The sequence below is a fragment of the Streptomyces sp. NPDC048504 genome, from assembly GCF_043200035.1.
Classification (GTDB): Bacteria; Actinomycetota; Actinomycetes; order Streptomycetales; family Streptomycetaceae; genus Streptomyces.
Genome location: NZ_JBICXA010000008.1, coordinates 355,971 through 372,600 on the forward strand (window position 1 = coordinate 355,971; position 16,630 = coordinate 372,600).

General features: G+C 70.8%; 16 protein-coding genes. 9 read left to right on the forward strand and 7 right to left on the reverse strand.

Going from position 1 to position 16,630, the window contains the following annotated elements:
• Positions 1 to 12: 12 nt before the first annotated feature.
• Positions 13 to 930, reverse strand: a complete 918-nt coding sequence (locus ACGFY9_RS22280) for a carbohydrate ABC transporter permease (RefSeq protein ID WP_393756556.1) — start codon at positions 928 to 930, stop codon at positions 13 to 15.
• Between the two features lie 182 nt (positions 931 to 1,112).
• Between ACGFY9_RS22280 and ACGFY9_RS22285 the strand changes: the two genes are divergently transcribed.
• Both ACGFY9_RS22285 and ACGFY9_RS22290 read left to right on the forward strand, forming a co-directional pair.
• Complete coding sequence (locus ACGFY9_RS22285) at positions 1,113 to 2,273, forward strand: ROK family protein (RefSeq protein ID WP_393756558.1); 1,161 nt, start codon at positions 1,113 to 1,115, stop codon at positions 2,271 to 2,273.
• 99 nt (positions 2,274 to 2,372) lie between these two features.
• Positions 2,373 to 2,558, forward strand: a complete 186-nt coding sequence (locus ACGFY9_RS22290) for a hypothetical protein (RefSeq protein ID WP_327399287.1) — start codon at positions 2,373 to 2,375, stop codon at positions 2,556 to 2,558.
• A 141-nt stretch (positions 2,559 to 2,699) separates the two neighbouring features.
• Here the strand turns inward: ACGFY9_RS22290 and ACGFY9_RS22295 are convergent, their stop codons facing one another.
• Both ACGFY9_RS22295 and ACGFY9_RS22300 read right to left on the reverse strand, forming a co-directional pair.
• Positions 2,700 to 4,070: a S1 family peptidase gene (locus ACGFY9_RS22295; RefSeq protein WP_393756560.1), complete on the reverse strand. Its 1,371-nt coding sequence runs from the start codon at positions 4,068 to 4,070 to the stop codon at positions 2,700 to 2,702.
• A 141-nt stretch (positions 4,071 to 4,211) separates the two neighbouring features.
• Complete coding sequence (locus tag ACGFY9_RS22300) at positions 4,212 to 5,222, reverse strand: hypothetical protein (RefSeq protein ID WP_393756562.1); 1,011 nt, start codon at positions 5,220 to 5,222, stop codon at positions 4,212 to 4,214.
• Here ACGFY9_RS22300 and ACGFY9_RS22305 point away from each other — a divergent pair.
• From ACGFY9_RS22305 to ACGFY9_RS22320, 4 genes are all read left to right on the forward strand, one after another.
• Positions 5,221 to 6,399 (forward strand): MalY/PatB family protein, encoded by a 1,179-nt coding sequence (locus tag ACGFY9_RS22305; protein ID WP_393756564.1) that lies wholly within the window; start codon positions 5,221 to 5,223, stop codon positions 6,397 to 6,399. The genes ACGFY9_RS22300 and ACGFY9_RS22305 overlap by 2 nt on opposite strands.
• 294 nt (positions 6,400 to 6,693) lie before the next feature.
• On the forward strand, positions 6,694 to 7,452 hold the full coding sequence (locus ACGFY9_RS22310; RefSeq protein ID WP_393756566.1) for a type 1 glutamine amidotransferase domain-containing protein: 759 nt from the start codon (positions 6,694 to 6,696) through the stop codon (positions 7,450 to 7,452).
• 10 nt (positions 7,453 to 7,462) lie between these two features.
• Positions 7,463 to 7,849, forward strand: a complete 387-nt coding sequence (locus tag ACGFY9_RS22315) for a PPOX class F420-dependent oxidoreductase (RefSeq protein ID WP_393756567.1) — start codon at positions 7,463 to 7,465, stop codon at positions 7,847 to 7,849.
• 37 nt (positions 7,850 to 7,886) lie between these two features.
• Entirely contained in the window at positions 7,887 to 8,357 is a 471-nt protein-coding gene (locus ACGFY9_RS22320; protein ID WP_393756569.1) for a DUF1003 domain-containing protein, read from the forward strand.
• Between the two features lie 115 nt (positions 8,358 to 8,472).
• On the opposite strand, the gene ACGFY9_RS22325 is transcribed toward ACGFY9_RS22320, so the two are convergent.
• The 3 genes from ACGFY9_RS22325 to ACGFY9_RS22335 all read right to left on the reverse strand — a co-directional run bounded on the left by ACGFY9_RS22325 (position 8,473) and on the right by ACGFY9_RS22335 (position 12,709).
• A complete protein-coding gene (locus tag ACGFY9_RS22325; RefSeq protein WP_393756571.1) occupies positions 8,473 to 11,259 on the reverse strand; it encodes a hypothetical protein in 2,787 nt (928 codons plus the stop codon).
• A gap of 205 nt (positions 11,260 to 11,464) precedes the next feature.
• A complete protein-coding gene (locus ACGFY9_RS22330; RefSeq protein ID WP_033280331.1) occupies positions 11,465 to 11,878 on the reverse strand; it encodes a Zn-ribbon domain-containing OB-fold protein in 414 nt (137 codons plus the stop codon).
• Between the two features lie 150 nt (positions 11,879 to 12,028).
• Entirely contained in the window at positions 12,029 to 12,709 is a 681-nt protein-coding gene (locus ACGFY9_RS22335) for a TetR family transcriptional regulator (protein ID WP_393756714.1), read from the reverse strand.
• 178 nt (positions 12,710 to 12,887) lie between these two features.
• On the opposite strand from ACGFY9_RS22335, the gene ACGFY9_RS22340 reads away from it, so the two are divergent.
• The 3 genes from ACGFY9_RS22340 to ACGFY9_RS22350 all read left to right on the forward strand — a co-directional run bounded on the left by ACGFY9_RS22340 (position 12,888) and on the right by ACGFY9_RS22350 (position 15,664).
• On the forward strand, positions 12,888 to 14,012 hold the full coding sequence (locus tag ACGFY9_RS22340) for a substrate-binding domain-containing protein (RefSeq protein ID WP_393756573.1): 1,125 nt from the start codon (positions 12,888 to 12,890) through the stop codon (positions 14,010 to 14,012).
• A 71-nt stretch (positions 14,013 to 14,083) separates the two neighbouring features.
• Positions 14,084 to 14,920: a hypothetical protein gene (locus ACGFY9_RS22345; RefSeq protein WP_393756575.1), complete on the forward strand. Its 837-nt coding sequence runs from the start codon at positions 14,084 to 14,086 to the stop codon at positions 14,918 to 14,920.
• 87 nt (positions 14,921 to 15,007) lie between these two features.
• Positions 15,008 to 15,664: a peptidoglycan-binding protein gene (locus ACGFY9_RS22350; protein WP_393756577.1), complete on the forward strand. Its 657-nt coding sequence runs from the start codon at positions 15,008 to 15,010 to the stop codon at positions 15,662 to 15,664.
• A gap of 267 nt (positions 15,665 to 15,931) precedes the next feature.
• On the opposite strand, the gene ACGFY9_RS22355 is transcribed toward ACGFY9_RS22350, so the two are convergent.
• Positions 15,932 to 16,306: a hypothetical protein gene (locus ACGFY9_RS22355; protein WP_019064417.1), complete on the reverse strand. Its 375-nt coding sequence runs from the start codon at positions 16,304 to 16,306 to the stop codon at positions 15,932 to 15,934.
• Positions 16,307 to 16,630: the final 324 nt, after the last annotated feature.

The window sequence follows — 16,630 nt, forward strand, 5'->3', positions numbered from 1 at the left end:
GACTCCTTCCGGTCAGCCGAGGTCGGTCTGGCCGGCGCGGGTGAGCCGGTACTGGAGGAACGTGATCGCGCTCAGCACGATCAGCAGGGCCACGGACATCGCGGACGCGTAGCCGAACTGGAAGCGTCCGAAGGCGGAGCCGTAGATGTAGTACTGGAGGACGTTCGTCGCGTTCGCCGGGCCGCCCGCGGTGGTCACCGCGACCGTGTCGAACACCTGGAACGAACCGATCACCGTCATGATCAGCACGACCGCGAGCACCGGCCGCAGCAGCGGCATCGTGATCCGCCAGAACATGCGCCACTCGCTCGCGCCGTCCACCTTCGCCGCCTCGTACATGTCGCCCGGGATGGCCTGCAGCCCCGCGAACAGCAGCAGCGCGGTGTAGCCGACGTGCCGCCACACGTTGATCAGGGCGATCGTCGGGATCGCCCAGGTCTTGTCGGCGAGGAACGGGATGTGCTCGAAGCCGAGCCCGCCGATGATCTCGTTGCCGATGCCGAGCTGGGTGTCGAGGATCCACAGCCAGACGATGCCGGCGACGACGTTCGACATCAGATACGGCGTCAGCACGATCCCGCGCAACAGGGCGGACTGGGTGAGCCGTTGGAGCAGGACCGCGATGGCGAGGGCCGTGACCGTCTGGATGCCGATGTTGATGAGGACGTACTCGACGGTGACCTTCAACGACGACCAGAAGATGGGATCGTGGACCATCCGGTCGTAGTTGTCGAGGCCCACCCACTTCGCCGGGGTCAGCAGGTTGTAGCGGGTGAAGCTCAGATAGATGCCCCGCAGGGTCGGCCAGAGCAGGAAGACCAGGAAGCCCAGCAGGGCCGGGGCGATGAAGACCGCCGCCAGCCGACCGTCGCCGCTGTCTTCGCGGGCCCGCGGCCGACGGGTCGGGGGACTGCTTGAGGCGATGGTCATCTGGAGACTCCCTTGTCTACGACGGCTCGTCCTCGGGCCACTTACTTTCGCCACGAAAGAATCCAGGCGTCAATAGTCGTGCAAGGATCTTCTCTGTGCGGGATTGTGGTCGTAGAGTGGCCCTGTTACTTCCAGAGGAAAAGAAACCTCGGGGAGGGAAACCTTGTGGGAGTGTGACCCTCATGACCACACGTGCCGCCAGCTGGCAGCCGCTGAGCCCCGGTGAACGCTCCGTCGCGATCGAGGTGCTCGTCCACGGCCCGCTGTCGCGCACCGACCTCGCGCGCCGGCTCGATCTCTCGGCGGGCAGCCTCACCCGCCTCACCAAGCCGCTGACCGAATCCGGCCTGCTGGTCGAGGTCCCCGACGGCGGCGGCCCGGCCGAGGTCCGCCAGGGCCGCCCCTCCCAGCCCCTCGACGTGGTCGCCGAGTCACGCACGTTCGTCGGGTTCAAGGTCACCGAGGACATGGTCTACGGCGTCGTCACCACCCTCAGGAGCGAGATCGTCGCCCGCCTCGACCGGCCGCTCACCACCCACGATCCCGCCCAAGTGGCCGATCTGCTGGGCGAGATGACCGGTGAACTCACCGCCCGGTTCCCCACGCTCACCGGCATCGGCATCGGCGTCGGCGGACTCGTCCAGGACCGTGCCGTGGTGGGGGAGTCGGCCTTCCTGCAGTGGAGCGACGTCCCGCTGGCCCAACTCGTCGAGGAGCGAACCGGGTTGCCGGTCGTAGTCGAGAACGACGTGGCCGCCCTCGTCGAGGCCGAGACCTGGTTCGGCGCCGGGCGCGGCCTCGACCGCTTCGTCGTCCTCACCATCGGCGCGGGCATCGGCTACGGTCTCGTCCTCGGCGGCAAGCGGGTGCCGTACGCCGAGGAGGACCGCGGGTTCGGCCGGCACTGGATCCTGAACCCCAACGGCCCGATCACCCCCGCCGGTCAACGGGGCAGCGCCGTCTCGCTGTTGACCATCCCCAGCATCCGCTACCAGATCCGGGCCGCCACCGGACTCGACCTGGGCTACGAGGAGATCCTCGCCCGCGCCGCCGCCGGTGAGTCCATGCCCGCCCGCGTGATCGACGAAGCGGCCCGCGCGCTGGGCACGTTGGTCGCCCAGATCGCCAACTTCGTGCTCCCGCAGAAGATCCTGCTCGCCGGTGAGGGTGTCGGCCTGATCGATGTCGCCGGCAAGACGGTGGACGACACGCTCCGCGCCCACCGGCACCCGCTGGCCGCCCCGCTCGACGTGGAGACGAAGGTGTCCGACTTCCACGACTGGGCGCGTGGCGCGGCGGTGTTGGCGATCCAGGTGCTGGTGCTGGGTGTGGCCGAGGTGTGAATTGCGTTACGGGGCTTGACAGATGACGTGATCAGTAACACGGTCCGATATGTCCGGTTAGCTCGCGATTACTCACATCGCCTTCACCTTCGGCGACGTATGCTTCACACCATGTCCACCAGCGTTGAATCAGCCACCGAGCGATCGGCAGCCGAGGTCAACGAGGAGATCAGGGCCCTGTGGCACCGATCGGGCGGGACACTGAGCGTCGAGCAGCGCGAGGAATACCGACGGCTTGTGATGGAATGGGCCGCCGCGGCTCCGCAGCCGGCTGAGGCGGCCTGAGCGCCGCCGCTGTCGACCGACGCAGGTGTCGTTGTCGTTATCGGTATCGCGCAGCCCGGCCTTCCTCGTGACCCCGGTCCAGCCGGCCGAGCCCCTGTCGACCCGACCGACCTGATCACCCCCGTCGACTCCCTTGAGTGATCAGCCCCACATCGCCGAGTAGTGCCGCTGGAACGCCTTGCGGTCCTGCTCGGCGCGGATCCAGCGCGTCGCCACCAGCGCGATCAGACTTCCCGCGATGACCAGCAGACCGGGACCCACGTTCTTCGGGTCCGTGAGCCGGGCCGCCAGCGTCGTCGACCCGGACGCCGCGGTGTTCGTCGCAGGCGCGGAGGTCCCGGGCGTGGCCGCACCGGCGGCTGCCCCGCTGCCGGCCGCCGAGGCGGACGGCGCGGGTGAGGCGGCCGTCTTCGGCGCGACCAGCAGCTTCACGTTGAGTGCGGCGAGCGCCTTGGTCAGCGGCTGGAAGAACGTCGTGCCGCCCGCCGTGCAGTCACCGCTGCCGCCCGACGTCACGCCCAGCGCGATGCCGTTGGCGAACAACGGGCCGCCGCTGTCGCCCGGTTCGGCACACACCGTGGTCTGGATGAGACCGGTGACCGTGCCCTCCGGGTAGTTCACCGTCGCGTTGAGCGCGGTCACCTCGCCGTCGTGCAGCCCGCTGGTGCTGCCGCTGCGGAACACCTTCTCGCCCACGGCCGCGTCCGCCAGGCCCGTGATGGTCACGCCACTGCCGTTGCCGATCGCGACGACGTCCGCGCCGTCGCCCGCGGAACCGCTCGCGTACTGCACCAGGGAGAAGTCACTGCCGGGGAAGTTGTCGGAGACCGTCTTGCCCAACTGCTGGTCGCCCTGGTTGTTGGCGAACCAGATGGACCCGACAGGCCCGCAGTGCCCGGCCGTGAGGATGAAGTCGTTCGTTCCGTCGGTCACGTTGAAGCCCGCCGAACAACGCCCGCCCGTCGACAGGATCGGCTGCGCGCCATTGATCCGGGTCGTGAACTTGCCCTCTGTGCGCTGCATCTGGACCGAGGCGCCGATGCCGGTCGCGACCTTCGTCATGGCGTTCCAGTCGGCGGTGGAGACGCTGCTGTCGGCCTCCACCAGCACCCTGTTGTTCCGGTAGTCCATCGCCCACGCGGTGCCCGGCACCTTGGGCGCCGAACTCAGCGTCGTGGCGGCCGAGTTCAGCACGTTCATGCTGTACCGCACGACCTTCGCCTCGGCGCCCGCCTTCGTCACCTCGGCCGCCGTCTTCGCATCGGTCACCGCGACGACCGTACGGCCGCCCGCATCGACCCAACTGCCTGCCGTACGGGCCGAACCGAGCTTCGCCACCAGGGCGGAACCCTTGTCCGCGGGGGTCTGTGGCGCGCTGAGCGTGGCGGCGGACGTGCCGGAAGAGTCACTGGCCATGGCCGCCTGGGTGACCATGGCACCTCCCAGCAGGAGTCCGCCGACGGCCGCCAACCGTGTAACTCGCCGGATGACCCGTCGTCGTGCGTGCCTCATGCTTGGCTCCCGAACCCCGAACGTGCGGTGCGACACCGCGGGGCCCTCCGGTCGTTGAGTGCCCTTCCTCCATACGTGGCCCGGCGCTCCCGTGTTCACCGGACGGAAGATCGGCTTCAGCAGTCGCGACCAACGAGCGGTCTATACGGCCGAGTTGGCCTCGGCGGTACCCAGCCGGAGTCCGCTGCCCTCGTCGCCCCAGACGGAATCCGTGCCGACGTACGGGCGCAGCAGCGTCGTGAGGGCCGGGTCGCCGCGGCCGTGCAGCTCGTCGGAGGCGAGCTTGCGGGCGATGCCGGCGAGGAAGTCGGCCAGTTGGACCCGCGCGTCGGACCGGGCGGCGACGAGCCGTACGTCGCTCAGCGGGACCGACTCCATGATCCAGGCGATCCGTTCCGGGGTGAGCATGTTCTGCCGGTCGTGCACCAGCCGCACGGACCGTCCCCCGGCGAGCCAGTACCGGGCCGTGCTGACGATCGCGGGGAGCAGCGGATTGAGCACGGGGAACAGCACCGGCGAGTCCCGCATCCGCTCCCGGTACGCCTCCGCGCGCGACCGGGCCGCCGCGAGCCGCCCCACGATCACGCCCGCGGTCGTACCGGAGTACTCGTCGCGCAGGGCGTCGACCGTGCGGAAGAAGACGTCGGCGGGGACGGTCGCCGCCGCGTCGTTCCTGACCCGCAGCAACCGGTTGGAGGCGGCGAGGAACTCCCGCCATCCCCGCTCTCCGAAGGTCCGAGGGCCCTCCCGGAACAGGGTGACCGCCTCGGTGCCGTCGCCCTCCCCGTCGAGAAGCAGGTCGACGGCGCGGTCCACGACGAAGAACGTCTTCTCGGTCAGATGCACATGGGCGTTCCCGTCCCGCAGCGGTCCGGCGGGGCCGAGGAACGACTCCAGTACGGCCCGGTGTCTGTCCCGCAGCAGATGGTTCGCCTTGTACTCCTCCGCGGGCGAGCGGATCCGGCGCCGTATCTCCCGCACGTACGCGGCGGCGGTCTCCACGGGGAGCCGCACACTCGCATGGGCGAAGACGTCCGTGTTCCCGCCGGTGAGGTTCTCGCCGTCCGAGCCGGACTCGTCGCAGGCGATCTCCGTCAGGGCGCCGTTCTCAGGATTCCCGGTCACCGCACATCCCCCTATCTTGTGCCTCATGACCAGCATCCCGCAGGACACGTCCGGTGAACCGAATCCCCTGCGCGCCCTCACGCTCGACCGCCTCCGCCGTCGCACGAGCATGAAGTGGCGCACGTATCCGGAGGACGTGCTGCCGGTGTGGGTGGCCGAGATGGACGTACCGCTCGCCGAACCGGTGGTCCGCGCGGTCACCGACGCGCTCGCGCTCGGCGACACCGGCTATCCCGCCGGTACGGCCTACGCGGAGGCGCTGGCCGGGTTCGCGGAGAAGCGGTGGGGCTGGGGCGGGCTCGCCGTCGAGCGCACGCGGATCGTGCCGGACGTCATGCTGGGCGTCGTCGAGATGCTCCGGCTGGTGACCGGTGCCGGTGACGCGGTGGTGGTGAATCCGCCCGTGTATCCACCGTTCTTCCAGTTCGTGGAGCACATGGACCGGCGGGTGGTGGGCGCTCCGCTGGGGGTGGATCTGCGGATCGACTTCGGCGCGCTGGAGGACGCGTTCCGGCGGGCGGTCGAGGGTGGGCGACGGACCGCGTATCTGCTCTGCAGCCCGCACAACCCGACCGGTACGGTGCACACCGCTGAGGAGTTGACCGCTGTCGCCGCCCTCGCCGAGCGCTACGGCGTGCGGGTCGTCGCCGACGAGATCCACGCGCCGGTCGTTGCCGCGGGCGTGACGTTCGTGCCGTATCTGAGCGTGCCGGGTGGGGAGAGCGGCCTGTCGCTGATGTCGTCGTCGAAGGCGTGGAACCTGGCCGGCCTCAAGGCCGCCCTCGCTGTCGCGGGGCCCGCGTCGGCCGCCGACCTGGCCCGGCTTCCGGAGGAGGTCGGCCATGGTCCGAGTCACGTCGGGGTCATGGCTCACACGGCCGCGCTGCGCGACGGTACGGCGTGGCTGGACGCGCTGTTGGCCGGCCTCGACGACAACCGGCGGCTCCTCGCGGACCTGCTCGCGGAGCATCTGCCGGCGATCGGCTACCGGCCCGCCGAGGCTACTTACCTTGCTTGGCTCGACTGCCGGGCGCTCGGCCTCGGTGACGATCCGGCGGAGGTCTTTCTGGAGCGGGGACGGGTGGCGCTGAGCCCCGGAATCGACTTCGGGACCGGGGGAGCCGGGCATGTACGGCTGAATGTGGCGACGTCTCCCGAGGTGATCACGGAAGCGGTGCGGCGGATGGGGATGGCGCTGGGCTGAGCGGGGTGCGGCGTTGAGGCGGGCCGGGTGGCTCTGCTGAGTTGAGCAGGGCGATGGTGCCTGGGGTGACCGGGCGGCTGTGCTGAGCGGGGCAGCCGGGCTGGGCCCGGGGGGCCGTGCCGTGTTGAACGGGGCGGCGGTGCTGGAGCGAGTCGCGTCGGCGTGCCGGGCTGAGTACTTCGCCGGCGCTGGAGCAGGCCTCGCGACAATGCCGCGTCAGGCCTGCCGTCGGCGCCCCAGTGACCCGCCGGCCGTGCCGTCCTGACCACCTGCCCCGGCTGCCATGATGGCCCCATGCGCGTGCTGATGCCGCTCCCCGACCGTGACTTCGACGTCACCGAGGTCGCCGTGCCCTGGCGGTTGCTCACCGACGCCGGGCACGAGGTCGTCTTCGCCACCGAGCGGGCCGGGACCCTGCCCGCCGCTGATCCTCGGTTGCTGACCGGCGTTCTCTTCGGACAGCTCGGTGCCGAGGACGAACCCCAGCGGTTCTACGAACAGCTCACTGCCGCACAGGAGTTCAGCGCCACCGTCGCGTGGGCGGACCTGGACGTGACCGGCTTCGACGGGCTGCTGCTGCCCGGGGGACACGCACCCGGTATGCGCCAGTACCTGGGATCCCCTGAACTGAGCGCCAAGGTGGGGGAGTTCTGGAAGCTCGGCCGCCCGGTCGGCGCCATCTGTCACGGGGTTCTCGTGCTGGCCCGTACCCAGGACCCGGACACCGGCCGCAGTGTCATCGCCGGACGCCGTACGACCTGTCTGCCCAAGTACATGGAACGCACTGCCTACTTGACCACCGCCTGGCGCCTCGGCCGCTACTACCGCACCTACCCCGCCTACGTGGAGGACGAGGTGCGGGCCGCGCTCGACGACCCGGGCGCGCAGTTCGAGCGCGGCCCCAAGGAACTCACCCGGCGTGGCACCGCGAGCGACGACACGCACGCGTTCGCCGTGCGGGACGGGGCCTACCTGTCGGCGCGCTGGCCCGGGGACGCCTACCTTTTCGCCCGCCGGTATCTCGATCTCCTGCGGGCATCGGCGGGTGCTTAGACTGCCGACCATGGACGAGACCCCGCTGGACCGGCTCGGCGCAAGCCAGTACCTGCTGATCACCAGCTACCGCAAGAACGGCTCCCCGGTCGCCACCCCTGTGTGGGTGGTCCGCGACGGCGAGACCCTCGGTGTGTGGACGGTCGCCGACTCCTGGAAGGTGAAGCGCATCCGGGCCCGCGCCGACGTCCTCGTCGGCCCCTGCGACCTGCGCGGCAACCCCACCGGCAACCAGGTCCCCGGCACCGCCGAGATCTGCGACGCCGAGACCACCGCCCGCTACCGCAAGCTGATCACCCGCAAGTACGGTCTCACCGGGCGCATCACACTCCTCGGCAGCCGGCTCCGCCGTGGGCTCGACGGCACCATCGGCATCCGCGTGACGCTCACCCCCTGACGACGAACCCCTTGCACACCGAACCCAGGGAGCGCCCGTGGACCCCGCGCTGAACCCGGCCGACCTGCCGCTGCGGCAGGAGCGCGTCGTCTTCGCCCGGATGCGCAGCACCCAGGACCGGGTCGCCGACGCGATCACCGCCTTCGCCGGCACCATGCTCTTCGTCTACATCCACGCCCTGTGGTTCGCCGTCTGGATCGCCCTCAACGAAGGGCTCCTCGGGCAGGGCGGAATCTTCGACCCGTATCCGTACGGGCTGCTCACGATGATCGTCAGCCTGGAGGCCATCTTCCTGTCGACCTTCGTCATGGTGAGCCAGAACCGTCAGGCGACCCGCGAGAACGTCCGCGCCGACCTCGACTTCGAGACCAACCTCCGCTCCGAGGTGTGGTCCGCCCACATCGGCGCCGCGCTCGGCCTCGACCCCCGCGAGGTCGAACAACGCGTCCAGGAACTCCTCACGGAGAACCGCGCCAAGATGAACAGCGGGACCCAGAAGCCGAGTTGAGCACCTGCACGATCGTGCGATGCAGTCAGTCGCACGATGAAAGGGCCGCAGCTTTCGCGCTGCGGCCCCTTCACTTCTCACGGCGTTTCGCCGGACGATCCGTTACGACGTTCCGCTACGACGCGTCGAGCACCGTGCCGGTCAGTTCCGGTCCGCCGCTCTGCGGGTCGCCGTTCTGGTCCACGGCCAGGAAGCGTACGGACTCGGGCTGTTCGGTCACCTGGTCGGTGATCGTGGGCACGCTGATCTCCCCGCTGAACTCGCCCGCCGGGACGGGCGTCCAGAGGAACAGGCCCAGGACCTTGGACAGCGGGCGCTCCGGAGCGGCTTCCTCACCGGAGTTCTCGCTGAGCCACTGCGGGTCGACGTCCAGGGTGGACAACTCCGGGCCCGAGACGACCGGTTGGACGAGGAACGCCGGGTTCAGCTCCACGTCGGCGGCCGCGGACAGCGTCACCTTCCACTTGAGGGGCTTGCCCTCGGTGACCCGGTCCGCGATCGGCGTGACGGTGAACGTGGGCATCGGGTCGTCGTTCTCGGTGGTCACCCCGCCCCGGTGGGCGCCGACGACCGCGCCGTGCACCGCCTTCACGAAGATGTCGTGCTGGACGCCGTAGTCGAAGCGGGTGTTGCCCTCCACCTTCACCGGTACGTCGATGGAGTTTCCGCCGGGCCGTACCGTCACCAGATGTGAAGTGTCCTCGCCGGTGGCCGGGTTGTGGACGTAGACCCGGACCTGGCCGCTGCCGTGGCCGGAAACCTGGACGGGCACGCGGTACGTCTTCACGCCCGAGTCCCCTTCCTTGACGGCGAGTCGGCCGATGTCGACGCGGGGAAGCGGGGCCGAGGTGACCGCCGGAGTGCCGGGGCGCCAGGCCCAGGCGTCCATCAGCCAGGCCTGGCCGGAGCGCGAACGCGGGGTCAGGTCAAGGGACTTGGTGTGGCGCAGGTCGAGCCCGGCGTGCGAGGCGGCTGCCAGCGGTACGCGGATCTCGCGGGCCCAGTAGGAGGCGGTGCGCTGGGTGCCGGGCAGGCCGTCGACGCGGACCCGGCCGAGGGTCGCCCGGTGGCCGGAGGCGTCAGTCACGGACACGTCGAGCTGGGTGTCGGTGGTGTTGGGCGGCACGATCACGCGCAGGGCGAGGCCCTTGGCGCCGCCGAGGGAGACCGGCTTGCCGGGACGTACCGTCACCGGCGAACCGGCGGCGGACCAGCGCAGGGCGACGGCGCGGCGGCCGACCTCCTTCGCGGCCTCCCACTGCGCGAAGTGCGGCGAGATGCCCTTGGCGTCGTCGCTCAGGCAGGCGACGGCTGGGTCGGGGTCCACCGCGGAGCACAACGTGCCGCCGGAGACGGTGACTTGACCGTCGGGGAGGAAGCCGGCGCCGCGGTTCGCGCCCACCGCGTGGGTGAGCACTCGCGCGGGATCGGCAGAGGGGGCGCGGCGGCCGGTGCCGTCGAGGAGCTGGCGCGCCCGGTCGTCGCCGCCGATGAACAGCCGTGCCGCCGTGGCGATGTAGGTGGAGCCGGCCTTGTGCTGCTGGTCGGCGGTCAGCCGGGTCGCTGTGCCGGGCGAGCACACCGCGTCCCGCTGGTCGGGGTCGTCGTAGAAGTCGTCCTCGGCGGGCGCCTGGGCCTGGCCCGGCGTCCACTCGGTGTTGAAGAAGTTGTGGTCGGCGCCCTCGACGTAGACCGCGCTGTGCAGGGCCGTTCCCTTGCTGACCCCGCGGGTGCCGTCGACGTAGACCTCGCCCTGGAGGTCGGAGACGTCACCGTCGCAGCCGGGCAGGATCGTCACCGACGGCACGTCGGCCACCGGGTTCTGGCCGAAGATCGTTGGGCCGATGAGGACCGTGCCACGGATCTTCCAGCGGACCGGGCCGTGATAGCCGTCCTGGGCGGCCGGCGGCGGGTAGAGGCTGTCCATCGCCGCGCGGTTGACGCCCTCGCCGCCGCGCGAGTGGCCGATCAGCAGGACGCGGGAGAGGTCGGCCCGGGGCGCGTTCCGCACGACCGGCGGAGCCGTCTCCGGGTGGGCGGACCAGTCGGCCCAGTGGGCCAGGTGCTGCCGGATCAGCGACGAACGGGCCTGCGCGCCGGCGTCCTCGGCATCGGCGTCCTGCGCGTTGATGCCGTTCGCGGAGATGGACACCGTGACATAGCCCTGGGAGGCGAGGAGTTGCTGGTCGCGCAGATAACCCCGGTAGCTCGGCACCGACTTCAGGCCGGTGGGGCAGGGCCAGTCACCGGTGATCTCCTCGGTGCCCGGCTTGTAGCAGGTGTAGTGACGGCCGTGCAGGAACAGCGCGAGCGGCCGCTTGCCGGTGGCGCCCTTCGGCGCGACCACGACGGCCTGCATCTCGATCGGCTGCGGATACCCGGGCAGTCGGACCGAGTCGAGCGTGTACTCGCCGGTCGTCGTACGGTACGTGCCCGGCTTACCGGGATCGATCGCCCCGGCCGGGAGTGGGGCCGCGGGCTGCGCGGCGACCTCCGAACGGCCCTTGCCGGAGCCGCTGTTGTCACCTGCGGCGTCCAACCGCCGCCCTGCGGCCAGTACTTGAAGATCCGTCAGCCGCTTGGGAGCGACGGCACCGAGACCGAGCCGGAAGGTCCGGCCGTCCTTCGCCGGTTTCGGCACACCGAGGAACCGGCCCCCGGCATGGAACTCGACGCGCGCGTCCCCCATGGGCACCCGCGTGCCCGAGCGCCAGACCAGCTGCTGCGCGGAACCCTTCCCCGTGATCCGCCAACCCGGCGGAAGAGTACCGTCGTTGGCCGCCGCCGTCGCCGTGAACGGTCCGGCGTCCGACGGTGGCGCCGCCTGCGCGGACCCGGACATCCCTCCCGCCACCGCGAGCACCGTCGCGGCCGTGACCCATATTCGCCGGGCACGGAACAATGTGTTCTCCTCCTCGAACCCCAGGCTCAGGCACCCCGTGTGTCACGGGAGCCTCTCGCGCCCCGGAGGACGAGAAGCAGAGCCTGTGGGTTGCCTGTGGAGGAGGATTCGGCCGATCTTCTCCGGCCGGGCCTGAACTCGGCTTCGCGCTACGGCCGTTCGGGCGCGGTCCAGGTCCACGGACCGGCGCCGATCGGGGTGAGGGTCAGTGCCAGGCGCGGTACGGCTCGTCGAGGAGCTGGAAGACCGGCTCGCCGCGCACCGGGTCCTTGGCCGTGGACAGCCGGACGCGGTCACCGCTGTGGATGCCGATCGGCGGGCCGATGACCCGGCCGCGCACCACGAAGCCCTCGGCCATCTCGATCAGCGACACATTGCGGGCGGCGGGGGTGTTGCGGTGCACGACCGTGGAGTGGCGGACCGTGCCGGTGCCCTCGCTGCGTTCCGTGCGCAGGTCGCCGCCCTGACAGACCGGGCACAACAGCCGGTGGTACATGGCCGTCCCGCACCAGGTGCAGCGCTGGAAGAGGATGGTGTCCCCGTCCGCGGTGGGCGGATCGAGGAGGCCCGCCGGGGAGCCGACTGCCGGACGGGTCGCGAATCCTGAGTGGTGGTACACGCTGTCAACTCCCTGCGCTCGGCCGGAATCCCGCGCGCGCGGCCGAGCCGGGCACGCATGTGCGCGGCTTGCCGTGCCACCGTGCACGGCTACAGCGTATGGCACTCAGTGCCAGGCGTAAAGATACTGCGTACCCTTGTGTTTTCCGGTTCAGTCGCGGCCGAACGCCGACTCGATCTCCTGGACGACGCGCCACATCGGGGCCCCGCGCCGCGAGACGACCACCACGACGTCCTCGGGAAGCTGCTCCTGGTGTGTGCCGACGGGCCGCACCGGAGGGTGTCCGAACGCGGACTGCACATACCCCAGAGCGTGGTCCACCTCGGCCCCCGCGTCGCGCTGCCCGTCCGAACGCAGCCAGGAACGCAGGGCGTTGTTGTGCGCCGCGACCACGGCGGCCGCGATCACGTCCGCCTGCAGGGTGCCGTCGCGCCGCCCGGCGAAGCGCCCGCGCAGATAGTCGGCGAGCGCGCGTTCGTAGCGCCACACCACCGACAGCTCGTACGCGCGCAGCCCCGGCACCTTCTTGGTGAGGCGGTAACGCTGCACGGAGAACGTCGGGTTCTCGTTGTACATCCGCAGCACGAGCCGGGCCGCGTCGCAGACCCGCCGTACGGGTTCGTGCTCGTCGCCGCCTGAGGAGAGGAAGGCCGTCATGTCGGCCAGGCAGCGTTCGTGGTCGGGGAAGACCACGTCCTCCTTGGACGGGAAGTAGCGGAAGAACGACCGCCGACCGACCCCGGCCAACGCCACGATGTCGTCGATGGTGGTCTGTTCGTAGCCCCGCTCCAGGAACAACTGGAAGGCGGCCGCCACCAGGGCGTCCCGCATGGGCGGCTTGGAGCTCATGGACGGGAACGTAGCACCAGGCCCACAGGGATGGCACTCAGTGCGCTCCAAGCGGGGAACTGAGTCCCCTTGACGATCTGGAGCGACCGATGCGATCAAAACGATCGATACGATCCGCCGCATAGAGTGACCGCGACCAGTTTCACCTCCAGGGGGACCCATGCGACCGCACGTCGACCAGCGCCATGAGCGGGTGCTCGAACTCGTCCGTGAGCGCGGCAGCCTGCGGGTCGCCGAGCTCGCGGCCGAACTCGGCGTCTCCGCCGTCACCTTGAGGCGAGACGTGGAGGCACTGGCAGGCCAGGGCCGGGTGCACCGGCTGCACGGCGCGGTGGTGTGGCCGGGCGGCGGGAGCACCGCCGGGATGCGGGCGACGCGACAGGAGCCAGCCGCGTCCGCCGGGTCCACCGCGTCCGCGGAGGGCGTCGTGATCGGAATGATCGTGCCGACCACCGCCTCGATCTTCGCCGGCATAGTGCACGGTGCCCGCGAGGCCGTGGGAGCGCAGGGCGGCCGACTGGTGCTCGGAGTCTCCGGATACGTCGGCACGGAGGACGCCGTCCAGGCCGGGCACCTCCTCGCGGGCGGCGCGCAAGGGCTGCTCGTCGCGCCCAGTTGGCCGGGCGGTGTCCCCGTCGGCGGCCAGGAACAGCGGCTCCTCGACCGGGGTGTGCCCACCGTCCTGGTCGAGCGCGCCGCCCCGCCCGGCAACCCCGCAGCGGCTCTGGACCGGGTCCGCACCGACCGCGCCCACGGAGCCGCGGTCGCCGTCGGCCACTTCGCCGCCCTCGGCCATCACCGGATCACCGCGGTACTCCAGGACGGCCCGCACGCCGCGCAGATCAGCGCGGGCTACGAGTCGGCCGTACGCTCCCTCGGCCTCGACGACGCCCGCGGTGCCCCGTCCGTCCGCGAACACGGCGACTACGAGTCGAGCGTGGACTACCTGGTCGACGCGGTCCGCGAGCGCGGAGTCACCGCCGCCCTCGTGCACAGCGACGAGGACGCGATCGTGCTCGTGCCCCGGCTCCAGGCCCGCGGCATCCGCGTCCCGGACGACCTGGCGCTCATCGCCTACGACGACGAGGTCGCCCCGCTCGCCGACGTACCGCTCACCGCCGTGGCCCCGCCGAAGCGAGCGGTGGGAGAGTCCGCCGCGAAGCTCCTCCTGCGACGGCTCGCCGAGCGAGGCGACGGACGCCGGCCGGCCCCGCGTCAACACGTCGAACTCCTCCCCGAGTTGAGGATCCGCTCGTCCTGCGGAGCCAGAACGCTCGCCCGGTGACCGCGGGCCGACCGTTTTGATCATTCCGCGCGAACGCTCTCGGTGAACGCTCTCGACCAAGGAGAACCGGCATGCCCTCCGTACCCCTCGCCCGCCCCCGCGTCCTGTACGTCACCGACCTGACGTACCCCGCGCGCGGGCGCCGCTACTGCGACGAGGACATCGACCTGACCTCCCGGCTGCGCGAGGACTTCGACCTGGCGCTGTGTCATCCGCTGGACGCGGCCGCGCTGATGGCCGGCTTCGACGCGGTCGTCGTCCGCAACAGCGGCCCCGTCCTCGGCTACCAGGCGGAGTACGACGCGTTCCGCGAGCGCGCGCTCCGCACCGGGGCCCGTGTCTACAACCAGCTCTCGGGCCGGGCGGACATGGCGGGCAAGCAGTACCTCCTCGACCTGAGCGCCGCCGGGTTCCCGGTCATTCCGACCGTCGACCGCGTCGAGGACCTGGACCGGCTGCCCCGCACGGACCGCTATGTGGTCAAGCCCAAACTCGGCGCCGACTCCATAGGGCTGGAGATCGTCCCGGCCGACCGCCTGCCCGCGCTGACCGACGGAAGCGTCCTCGTCCAGCCGTGCGTCGACTTCTCGTACGAGGTGTCCTTCTACTTCGTCGACCACGACTTCCAGTACGCCCTCTACGCTCCGGACACCGAGAAGCGCTGGCAGCTGGAACCGTACGAACCCGCCCCCGCCGACCTGGAGTTCGCGCAACGCTTCATCGACTGGAACGGCGTCGACCACGGTATCCAGCGCGTCGACGCCTGCCGTGCCCCGGACGGCGAGCTGCTCCTGGTCGAACTGGAGGACCTCAACCCCTACCTCTCCCTGGAGGCGCTCGACGACACGCGGCGGGACGCCTTCGTCGCCGCGCTGAAGGCGTCCCTGCACCGGTTCGTGCGAGCGTGAGGCCGAGCTGAACTCCGGCGGCTGCGCGCGCGTATCTCTCCAGGGGGATGGCGGACATCCGTGCGCGCGGAACGGAAGGAGAGCAGTGTGTCTACACCGCCCGAACCGGGATCGTCGTCCGGCGGCCCGGTCCTGGAACCCGCCCGAGTCCTGCGCCGCCGCCGCTCCGACAACCTCGCGGAGCTGCTGCGGGAGACCCGCCGGGACTCCTCGGTCTTCGAGTCCGTGCCGGTGCCCCGGCCGTTCTTCGGCTCCGAGGCCGAGACACAGGAACTGCCGCCCGTATCCGGCGAGTTGCACCCGCTGCCGGCCACCGGTCCCTTCGGACCGGGTCTGCGCCGGGCCGCGATCGTGGTCGGCGTGAGCGCCGCGGCGCTGGTCGGCTTCGCCTGCGCCCTGTTGCTGCCGGGTAGGGGGGAGGCCAGCACGGCCCAGCCGATCAGCACGCCGACTCCGGTGGCGTCCGCCACGGCCGGCAGTGTCACGACTGCCGACCCGGACGGCGCCGGCACCCTCCGCGAGGGTGACAGTGGTCCCGAGGTCAAGGAGCTGGAACAGCGCCTCCTGCGCATCCCCAACGTCTACGAGAACGGCTCGACCAGCGGCCAGTACGACGCGACGCTCACGGCCGCCGTCGCCCGCTTCCAGCTCTGGTACGGCATCCGGGGCGACGAGAACGGCGTGTACGGCGACGACACCCGCAAGGACCTGGAGTCACGCACGACGCTCGACAACGGCCAGTAGGCGTACGGGTTTCGGGCACCCGGGGTTTCGAACACGTGGCAAGGCCTGCGGAAAGTGGGTGGTGACGGGGCTGTAGGGCCTCATCATGGACAGCGCGGCGCCGCAGGACGGCGGAGTCGTGCCCGTTCCGAACCGAAGGCCACGCCGATGAGCGGCTCCCGCGTTCCTGGTCTGATCCTGCCCGGAGTCCTGCTGCTGGCCCTCGTCGTGGGCGTGTTCTGGTACTGGCGGCACCGCGACGACGACTGACCCCGGCCGGCGGTGGGGTCAGCGTCCCGTGCTGTGCCCGACCAGCGCCTCGGTCACCGCGCGGACGCTGCGCGCGATGTGCTGGAGCTGGAGGACCTCGGCGGCGTACAGCTTGATGGTGTGCTCGATGACCGACTCGGGCAGGCCGATCCCGGGCAGGTCGGCGCGCGCGGTCTGAAGGGCGGTCCGGGCCACCCGGATCTCGTGCTGGACCTGGATCTGCGCATGGCGGGCGAGCAGCACGGGGTGGCGGATGAACGCGGGGTAGCTGGCGTAGCGGGCCGGCACCAGCTCGCGCAGCCACTTGGCCGCCGAGCGCTCCCAGTCGTAGCTGCCGGGCGTCTTGACCTGACAGGGCCAGTCCTGGCTGATGCGCGTGGTGGTCAGTTGCATGTCATCGCTTCCCGGTGTGCGGCGTCGCGGGGGTGGGTCGACGGTGTGAGGCGGCCCCGGCCCAGGGGATTGACCGAGGCCGCCTTGGGCGCTCGCGGAGGCGATGCCCGACCGAACACGTCCGGCGCCGACGCGGGTAGGAGACGGCGGCTGGGCGTGCTCGTGAGAGGGCCCCGGGAAGCGGATGTCGCCGGCGCGGCGGGTCGAGCGGAGGTGCGCATGGGCGGGCCGGGCTTTCTCGGGGCGGGTGCGATCCGTGAGCAGTATTTATATATGCCGTCCGCTTTGCAAGACGTATGAAAACATTCATGCGCGACATGGGCG

Coding starts and splice junctions, on each gene's coding strand:
- ACGFY9_RS22280 (WP_393756556.1), bottom strand. CDS start 930: ATGACCATCGCCTCAAGCAGTCCCCCGACCCGTCGGCCGCGGGCCCGC.
- ACGFY9_RS22285 (WP_393756558.1), top strand. CDS start 1,113: ATGACCACACGTGCCGCCAGCTGGCAGCCGCTGAGCCCCGGTGAACGC.
- ACGFY9_RS22290 (WP_327399287.1), top strand. CDS start 2,373: ATGCTTCACACCATGTCCACCAGCGTTGAATCAGCCACCGAGCGATCG.
- ACGFY9_RS22295 (WP_393756560.1), bottom strand. CDS start 4,070: ATGAGGCACGCACGACGACGGGTCATCCGGCGAGTTACACGGTTGGCG.
- ACGFY9_RS22305 (WP_393756564.1), top strand. CDS start 5,221: ATGACCAGCATCCCGCAGGACACGTCCGGTGAACCGAATCCCCTGCGC.
- ACGFY9_RS22300 (WP_393756562.1), bottom strand. CDS start 5,222: ATGAGGCACAAGATAGGGGGATGTGCGGTGACCGGGAATCCTGAGAAC.
- ACGFY9_RS22310 (WP_393756566.1), top strand. CDS start 6,694: ATGCGCGTGCTGATGCCGCTCCCCGACCGTGACTTCGACGTCACCGAG.
- ACGFY9_RS22315 (WP_393756567.1), top strand. CDS start 7,463: ATGGACGAGACCCCGCTGGACCGGCTCGGCGCAAGCCAGTACCTGCTG.
- ACGFY9_RS22335 (WP_393756714.1), bottom strand. CDS start 12,709: ATGCGGGACGCCCTGGTGGCGGCCGCCTTCCAGTTGTTCCTGGAGCGG.
- ACGFY9_RS22340 (WP_393756573.1), top strand. CDS start 12,888: ATGCGACCGCACGTCGACCAGCGCCATGAGCGGGTGCTCGAACTCGTC.
- ACGFY9_RS22345 (WP_393756575.1), top strand. CDS start 14,084: ATGCCCTCCGTACCCCTCGCCCGCCCCCGCGTCCTGTACGTCACCGAC.
- ACGFY9_RS22355 (WP_019064417.1), bottom strand. CDS start 16,306: ATGCAACTGACCACCACGCGCATCAGCCAGGACTGGCCCTGTCAGGTC.